We start from the raw sequence: 7,569 nt of genomic DNA, 5'->3' as shown, positions 1-7,569 counted from the left end.
TGATCGAGATCCGCAAGCAGAACCCGGCGTTCGGCCTCGGCTCCTACACCGAGCTGCCGTCCTCCAACCCGGCCGTCCTCGCCTTCCTGCGCGAGGCCCCGCCGAACGGGGAGGGCGGGGACGACCTGGTGCTGTGCGTGAACAACTTCTCCCGCTTCTCCCAGCCCACCGAGCTGGACCTGCGCGAGTTCGACGGACGCCACCCGGTCGAGCTCTTCGGCGGGGTGCGCTTCCCGGCCATCGGTGAACTGCCGTACCTGCTGACCCTCGGGGGGCACGGCTTCTACTGGTTCCGGCTCACCCGCGTCGCGTCCCGCATCGGCCGACGACTGTGAGCGTGTGCCGGGGAGAGGAGGCGTCACCATGACGAAGACCGCATTCCTGCGGCCGCGAAGCGCGCCCACCGAGCCCATGGAGTCGCTCACCGGGCTGCTGAGGGAGTGGCTGCCGCTGCAGCGCTGGTTCGCCGGCAAGGACCGGCCCGTCACCGACCTCGGTGTGCTGTCGATGACGGAGCTGTTCCCCGGCTGTCTGCACGTGCTGGTGCACGCCGGCCACGGAGGCGTGCCCGCCCCCGGCGGGACGACCCCGGCCGGGGACTGCTACCAGCTCCTCCTCGGGGTGCGGGAGCACCCCTCGCCACGGCTCGGCAGGGCGCTCATCGGCAGGGTGCCGGACGGCCGGCTGGCCGGGCTGACGGTCTACGACGCCCTGCACGACCCGCGCGCCGCCCAGCTGCTCCTGGAGCGGCTGCGCCGCCCCGGCACGGCGGGCCCGCTGCGGTTCGAGTGCGACGGGTCCCGTCAGGTGCCCGCCGGACTGGTGCCGCGCCTGATGACCGCCGAGCAGTCCAACACCTCCCTGGTGTACGGCGACGAGTACATCCTGAAGCTGTTCCGGCGCGTCCAGCCCGGTGTCAACCCGGACCTGGAGGTGCCGGGGGCGCTGGCCCGGCAGGGCTGCCACCGGGTGCCCGCCCCGGTGGCCTGGCTCTGCACCACGCATCCGTTCACGGCGACGCTCGGCGTGCTCCAGCCGTATCTGCGCAACGCCTCCGACGGCTGGACGCTGGCCCTGGACGCGCTCGCCTCCGGTGACGACTTCACCGCGCAGTCGCACGCGCTGGGCCGGGCCACGGCGGACGTCCACCTGGCGCTGTCCTCCGCCTTCCCCGTCGGCGCGCCCGGCGAGAACGGGCGGACGGCGGCGGCGATGACCGAGCGGCTGACCGCCGCGGCGCACGCCGTGCCCGCGCTCCAGCCGTTCGTGCCGGGGCTGCGGGCCGCCTTCGCCGCGCTGGCCACCTGCGACGCCGGGCCGCCCGCCCAGCGCATCCACGGCGACCTGCACCTGGGGCAGGTGCTGCGGGCGGGGCGCGAGTGGTTCGTCATCGACTTCGAGGGCGAGCCGTCCCGGCCGCTCTCCGAACGGCGCAGCGCCCACTCCCCCGTGCGGGACATCGCCGGGATGCTGCGCTCCTTCGACTACGCCGCCCGCCAGCGCCGCCCCTGGCGCCCGGAGTGGGCGCGCCGCTGCCGTGAGGCCTACTGCGCGGGCTACGCCGCCCGCGCCGGCTGGGACCCGCGCAAGAAGCACGGCCTGCTCCGCGCCTACGAGACGGACCGGGCCGTGTACGAGGTGCTGTACGAGGCCCGGCACCGACCCGACTGGCTGCCCGTACCCATGGCGGCGATCGAGCGCCTCGCCGTGAGAGGAGACTGAAGCCGTGGCCCTGCGTGACACCCCGCTTCCCGAATCGGCCGGGCCCGTCCCGTCCGCCGCGCCCCCCGGCGCCGCACCCGCCCTCGACCCGGTCGACCGGGGGCGCCTGCTGGCGGGCGCCCACCACGATCCGCACGCGCTGCTCGGCGCCCATCCGGTGCCCGGCGGGATCGCCTTCCGGGCGCTGAGGCCCTTCGCCCGGGAGGTGAGCGTGATCGTCGACGGCGCGCGCACCCCGCTCGTCCCGGAGGGCGACGGCCTCTTCTCCCGCGTGCTGCCGCTGGCCGCGATCCCCGCGTACACGCTGGCGGTGGCCTACGAGGACGACGAGGCCGTGGAGACGCACGACCCGTACCGGTTCCTGCCCGCGCTCGGCGAGCTCGACCTGCACCTGATCGGCGAGGGCCGGCACGAGGAACTCTGGACGGCGCTCGGCGCGCACCCCATGACCCACCAGGGCGTCACCGGCACCCGCTTCACGGTGTGGGCGCCGAACGCCCTGGGGGTGCGGGTCGCCGCGGACTTCACCCACTGGGACGGCACGGCGTTCCCCATGCGCTCGCTCGGCTCGTCCGGGGTGTGGGAGCTGTTCCTGCCGGGCGTGGGCGAGGGCACCTGCTACAAGTTCGAGATCCACTCGCGCCACGGCCACCGGTTCCTCAAGGCCGACCCGATGGCCCGGCGCACCGAGGCGCCGCCGAACACGGCGTCCGTGGTGACGGCCTCGCACTACGAGTGGGGCGACGCCGAGTGGTTCGCGCGGCGGGCCGCGACGCCGGTGCACGAGGCGCCGTTCTCGGTGTACGAGGTGCACCTGCCGTCCTGGCGGCCGGGACTGACCTACCGCGAGCTCGCCGAGCAGCTCCCCGCCTACGTCAAGGACCTCGGCTTCACCCACGTCGAGCTGATGCCGGTCGCCGAGCACCCCTTCGGGCCGTCCTGGGGCTACCAGGTCACCGGGTTCTACGCGCCCACGGCCCGCCTCGGCACCCCCGACGACTTCCGGTACCTGGTCGACGCCCTGCACCGGGCCGGCATCGGCGTGATCATGGACTGGGTGCCGGCGCACTTCCCGAAGGACGACTGGGCGCTGGCCCGCTTCGACGGGGAGCCGCTGTACGAGCCCGGGGACTCCCGGCGCGCCGAGCACCCCGACTGGGGCACGTACACCTTCGACTTCGCCCGCACCGAGGTGCGCAACTTCCTGGTGGCGAACGCCGTGTACTGGTGCCAGGAGTTCCACATCGACGGGCTGCGGGTGGACGCGGTGGCCTCCATGCTCTACCTGGACTACTCGCGCGAGGAGGGCGGCTGGGAGCCCAACGCCTACGGCGGCCGGGAGGACCTGGCGGCGATGGCGTTCCTGCAGGAGATGAACGCGACCGTGTACCGGCGCTGCCCCGGGGTGGTGACCATCGCGGAGGAGTCCACGGCGTGGGGCGGGGTGACCCGGCCCACCGACACCGGCGGCCTCGGGTTCGGGCTGAAGTGGAACATGGGCTGGATGCACGACTCGCTGGAGTACGTCGCCCACGAGCCGGTGCACCGCAAGTACCACCACCACGAGATGACGTTCGCGATGGTGTACGCCTACAGCGAGAACTACGTGCTGCCGATCTCCCACGACGAGGTGGTGCACGGCAAGCAGGCGCTGGTGTCGAAGATGCCGGGCGACTGGTGGCAGCGGCGCGCCACCGTCCGCGCCTACCTCGGCTTCATGTGGGCCCACCCGGGCAAGCAACTGCTGTTCATGGGCCAGGAGTTCGCGCAGGGTGCCGAATGGTCCGAGCAGCAGGGGCCGGAGTGGTGGCTGCTCGACGAGGGGTACCACTCGGCCGGTGACCATCGCGGGGTGCGGGACCTGGTGCGTGATCTCAACGCCCGCTACCGGGCGACCCCGGCGCTGTGGCAGCGCGACACCGATCCGTCCGGCTTCCGGTGGGTCGCGGTCGACGCGGCCGACGACAACGTCTTCGCGTTCCTGCGGTACGACGCCGGGGGACGGCCGCTGCTCGCGGTGTCGAACTTCTCCCCCGTGGTCCGGCACGACTACCCGCTCGCCGTCGGTGACGACGTGATCGCCTGGCAGGAGGTCCTCAACACCGACGCCGCGCACTACGGCGGCGGAAACGTCACGAACCCGGACCCGGTCAAGCCCGAGGACGGCCGCGTCCGGCTCACCCTGCCGCCGCTCGCGACGGTGTGGCTGGCGCCGACCGCCTGGTGAGGCTCCGGCGACGCCGCCAGGTGTCCGACGCCGCGACCGGGGCATCCGGGGTCGTACGGCCGAGGGCTTCTCGGCGTCGCGGCAGGTCACAGAAGGGCGGCATCAGGTGCGCACCGTGGGAGTGGAGGAGGAGCTCCTCCTGGTCGATCCGGAGAGCGGGGAACCGCGGGCGAGGTCCGCGGCGGTACTCGCCAGGGCCGCCCGGGACGACGCGGAACAGGACGTCTTCGAGAAGGAACTGCACGAGCAGATGCTGGAGTTCGCCACGCATCCGCAGTCCTCGATGGAGAGCCTGCACGCGGAGATCGTCCGCTGCCGCGAGGAGGCCGCCCGGCACGCCGGGGAGATCGGCTGCGCCGTCGCCGCCCTCGCCACCTCACCGCTGCCGGTGAGCCCGTCCGTCGGCGTCAACCGGCGGTACCGGTGGATGGAGGAGCAGTACGGCATCGCCACCCGGGAACAGCTCGTCATGGGCTGCCACGTCCACGTGTCCGTCGAGTCCGACGAGGAGGGGGTCGGGGTCGTGGACCGGCTGCGGCCCTGGCTGGCGGTGCTGGCGGCACTGAGCGCGAACTCGCCGTTCTGGCAGGGCAAGGAGACGGGGTACAGCAGCTACCGCAGCCGGGTCTGGCAGCGCTGGCCGTCGGCCGGCCCGACCGAGACGTTCGGTTCGGCAGAGCGGTACCACCGCCGGGTCGCCGACATGGTGGCCACCGGCGTGATCCTCGACGAGAAGATGGCCTACTTCGACGCCCGGCTGTCCCAGCAGTACCCGACGGTGGAGATCCGCGTCTCCGACGTCTGTCTGCACGCGGAGACGGCGGGACTGATCGCCACGCTCGCCCGCGGGCTGGTGGAGACCGCGGCACGCGAGTGGCGGGCCGGCCGGGAACCGGTGGACCCGGGTGTCAGCCTGCTCCGGCTGGCCGCCTGGCAGGCGGCCCGGTCGGGGCTGACGGGCGAGCTGCTGCACCCCGCGACCATGCGCCGCATGCCCGCCGAGGCCGTCGTACGGGCCCTCCTCGACCACGTCGCCGACGCCCTGGAGGCCACCGGCGACCTGGAGCGCGCCCGCGAGGGCTGCGCACGGCTGCTGCGCGACGGCAACGGGGCGCAGGTGCAGCACGCCCTGTGGGAACGCACGGGCAGTCTGCGGGATGTCGTCACGGAGTGCATACGGCACACCCAGGGGGCGGGGCGCGCCGGGTCCGCTCCTCGCGGGTAGGGGCGTCAGAGGATGAGGATGAGGGCGTAGGCCAGGAAGAACGCCGCGACCAGCACCACGAGGACGAGGATCGCGGCCAGTGGGCCCTTGGCCCAGCCCTTGGTCGGGTTGTGCGTCTCCCGGGGGCCCGCCTCGGGCATGCTGCTCTCCGCGGGCGGGGTCTCGCCCGGGGGTACGCCGCCGCCCGGTTCGAGGCCGGTGGTGCGCTCGGGTTCGGGGTCTGGATTGACGTAGCTCATGCCGTCCGGGTCCCCCGAAAGCGCCGAGATCATCAGTGCGGACACACTTGTCGTGATCCCGGCGCGGGGGCGCCCCGGCTCGGCTACATTCAGGCACCGCCGATGACGGTGCCCGTCGGCCGAGTCACGCCCCGTACACGTCAGGAGCAGCGCATGCGCGATCTCGCTCTCGCTCCCCCGTCCGCCTCGCCCCTGACCGGTGGCCTCGCCGACAGCCTCTTCGAGACGGCCGCCGCGCGCCCCTCCCTGCCGATGCTCGCCCACCGCTCCCATCCGGCCTCCGCCACCTGGGAGCGGGTCACCGCCCTCGAGTTCCGCGACGAGGTCGTCGCCCTGGCCAAGGGGCTGGTGGCCTCCGGCATCTCCCCGGGCCACCGGGTGGCGATCATGGCGCGCACCCGGTACGAGTGGACCCTTCTGGGCCACGCCCTGTGGACGGTGGGCGCCGAGGTCGTCCCCGTCCATCCGGCCTCCTCGCGCGAACAGGTGGAGTGGATCTTGGGGGACTCCGGCTGTGTGGCCGTGCTGGTGGAGGACGAGCAGGGCGTGATGACCGTCGGCTCCGTGTGCGCCGCGCTGCCGCGGCTGCGGCACGTGTGGCAGCTGGACGCGGGTGCCCTGGACCAGCTGGCGGCGCGCGGCGAGCTCATCCCGGCCGCCTCGGTCGACTCGATGCGCCGCATCGTCCTGCCGGACTCCACGGCCGTCGTCGCCTACACCTCCGGCACCTCCGGCCGCCCCGTGGGCTGCGCGCTGAGCCACCGCGGTCTGGCCTTCACGAGCGACACCCTGCTGGCCGGCCGGGGCCACACCGCGGCGCCGCCCGGTGAGCAGGCCGCCGTCCTCGCCTTCCTGCCCTTCTCCCACGTCCACGGTCTGATGATCCAGGTGCTGTGTGTGCGCGGCGGGCTGCTGATGGGCCACGAACCCGACAGCGGCGGGGAGTCCCTGTCCTCGGCCCTGCGCACCTTCCGGCCCACCCATCTGTACGCCGTCCCGTCGCTGCTGGAGAAGATCTACAAGGACTTCCTGCGGGCGGCGCAGCTGTCGGGGCGCGGCACCCTGTTCGAGCGGGCGGCCGGCACGGCACGCGACTTCGCCGCCGCGCTGGAGCGGCAGCGGCTGGGACGCGGCCCGGGGCCCGGCCTCGACCTGCGGCTGCAGCACTCCCTGTACGAGCGCACGGTCTACCGCAGGCTGCGGGCCGCGCTGGGCGGCCGGGTGCTGCGGGCCACCTCCGGGGGTTCGGCGCTCGGCCGCGACCTGTCCCTCTTCTACGAGGGGATCGGCGTCCACGTCCACGACGGGTACGGGCTCACCGAGACCGGCGGCGGGGTGACGATGCAGCCGTTCGGGCGGGAGAAGTCCGGCACCGTCGGGCAGGCGCTGCCGGGCACCGAGATCCGGGTGGCCGGCGACGGGGAGATCCTGGTGCGCGGGCCGTCGGTGTTCCAGGGGTACGTCGGTGACGGCGAGGCCGCCACCCGGGCCGTGCTGCGCGACGGCTGGCTGGCCACGGGCGACCTGGGCCGGCTGGACGCCGAGGGCTACCTGACGATCACCGGGCGCAAGAAGGACGTCATCGTCACGAGCAGTGGCAGGAGCGTGGCGCCGGCGGCCCTGGAGCAGCGGCTGCGGGCGCACCCGCTGGTCCACCAGGCCGTCGTCGTGGGCGACAACCGGCCGTGCGTGGGCGCCCTGATCACGCTGGACCCGGAGTTCCTCGACGACTGGCGGGCGGCGCTGTCCCTGCCGGGTGACGCGCCGGCCCGGCAGGCGCGGGAGGAGAACGCGCTGCGGGAGGAGATCACGCGGGCGGTCGCCGCGGCCAACAGCAGTGTGTCGCGTGCGGAGTCGATCCGGGTGTTCCGGGTGCTGCCGGAACCGTTCGACGTGGCCAACGGGCTGCTGACGCCGTCGATGAAGCTGCGCCGGGACGAGATCGTGCGGCGCCACGCGCTGGAGATCGACGCGATGTACCAGTCCCGGACGCGTCCCGGGAGGACGCCCGCCGTGGACGAGTCGTCCGGCTGGGACGACTCGGACGACGTCTTCCGCTGACCGTCCGGGAGGGACGGCACACCGTGCCCGGCCGGTGACGGGTTTGTCACCGGCCGGGCACGGGCATGCGGGCGCGTAGGCTCCGCCCGCGCGGG

6 protein-coding genes are annotated in these 7,569 nt (G+C 73.7%); 5 read left to right on the top strand and 1 reads right to left on the bottom strand.

Annotated features, from left to right (window positions below):
• From ABTY20_RS19505 to ABTY20_RS19490, 4 genes are all read left to right on the top strand, one after another.
• Positions 1 to 335 (top strand): alpha-glucosidase C-terminal domain-containing protein (locus ABTY20_RS19505; RefSeq protein WP_351998251.1); only part of this gene is annotated, 335 nt, incomplete at its 5' end.
• Positions 336 to 363: 28 nt separating this feature from the next.
• Positions 364 to 1,722: a maltokinase N-terminal cap-like domain-containing protein gene (locus ABTY20_RS19500; RefSeq protein ID WP_351998250.1), complete on the top strand. Its 1,359-nt coding sequence runs from the start codon at positions 364 to 366 to the stop codon at positions 1,720 to 1,722.
• Between the two features lie 4 nt (positions 1,723 to 1,726).
• A complete protein-coding gene (glgB, locus tag ABTY20_RS19495; RefSeq protein ID WP_351998249.1) occupies positions 1,727 to 3,949 on the top strand; it encodes a 1,4-alpha-glucan branching enzyme in 2,223 nt (740 codons plus the stop codon).
• Positions 3,950 to 4,055: 106 nt separating this feature from the next.
• A complete protein-coding gene (locus ABTY20_RS19490) occupies positions 4,056 to 5,174 on the top strand; it encodes a glutamate--cysteine ligase 2 (protein WP_351998248.1) in 1,119 nt (372 codons plus the stop codon).
• Positions 5,175 to 5,179: 5 nt separating this feature from the next.
• Here ABTY20_RS19490 and ABTY20_RS19485 read toward each other — a convergent pair whose 3' ends face one another.
• A complete protein-coding gene (locus ABTY20_RS19485; RefSeq protein WP_351998247.1) occupies positions 5,180 to 5,413 on the bottom strand; it encodes a DUF6480 family protein in 234 nt (77 codons plus the stop codon).
• Positions 5,414 to 5,566: 153 nt separating this feature from the next.
• Between ABTY20_RS19485 and ABTY20_RS19480 the strand changes: the two genes are divergently transcribed.
• The gene (locus tag ABTY20_RS19480) at positions 5,567 to 7,474 is read left to right on the top strand and encodes an AMP-dependent synthetase/ligase (RefSeq protein WP_351998246.1); all 1,908 of its coding nucleotides are present in this window, start codon (positions 5,567 to 5,569) and stop codon (positions 7,472 to 7,474) included.
• Positions 7,475 to 7,569 lie beyond the last annotated feature (95 nt).

This window comes from Streptomyces sp. NPDC126497 (genome assembly GCF_040302425.1).
Taxonomy (GTDB): Bacteria; Actinomycetota; Actinomycetes; order Streptomycetales; family Streptomycetaceae; genus Streptomyces.
The sequence above is the reverse complement of the archived record's forward strand: the minus strand, read 5'-3'. Positions and strand labels throughout refer to the sequence as shown.

What these genes read in the sequence shown, in the direction of transcription:
- ABTY20_RS19500 (WP_351998250.1), top strand. Translation starts at nt 364, where the DNA reads ATGACGAAGACCGCATTCCTGCGGCCGCGAAGCGCGCCCACCGAGCCC.
- ABTY20_RS19485 (WP_351998247.1), bottom strand. Translation starts at nt 5,413, where the DNA reads ATGAGCTACGTCAATCCAGACCCCGAACCCGAGCGCACCACCGGCCTC.
- ABTY20_RS19480 (WP_351998246.1), top strand. Translation starts at nt 5,567, where the DNA reads ATGCGCGATCTCGCTCTCGCTCCCCCGTCCGCCTCGCCCCTGACCGGT.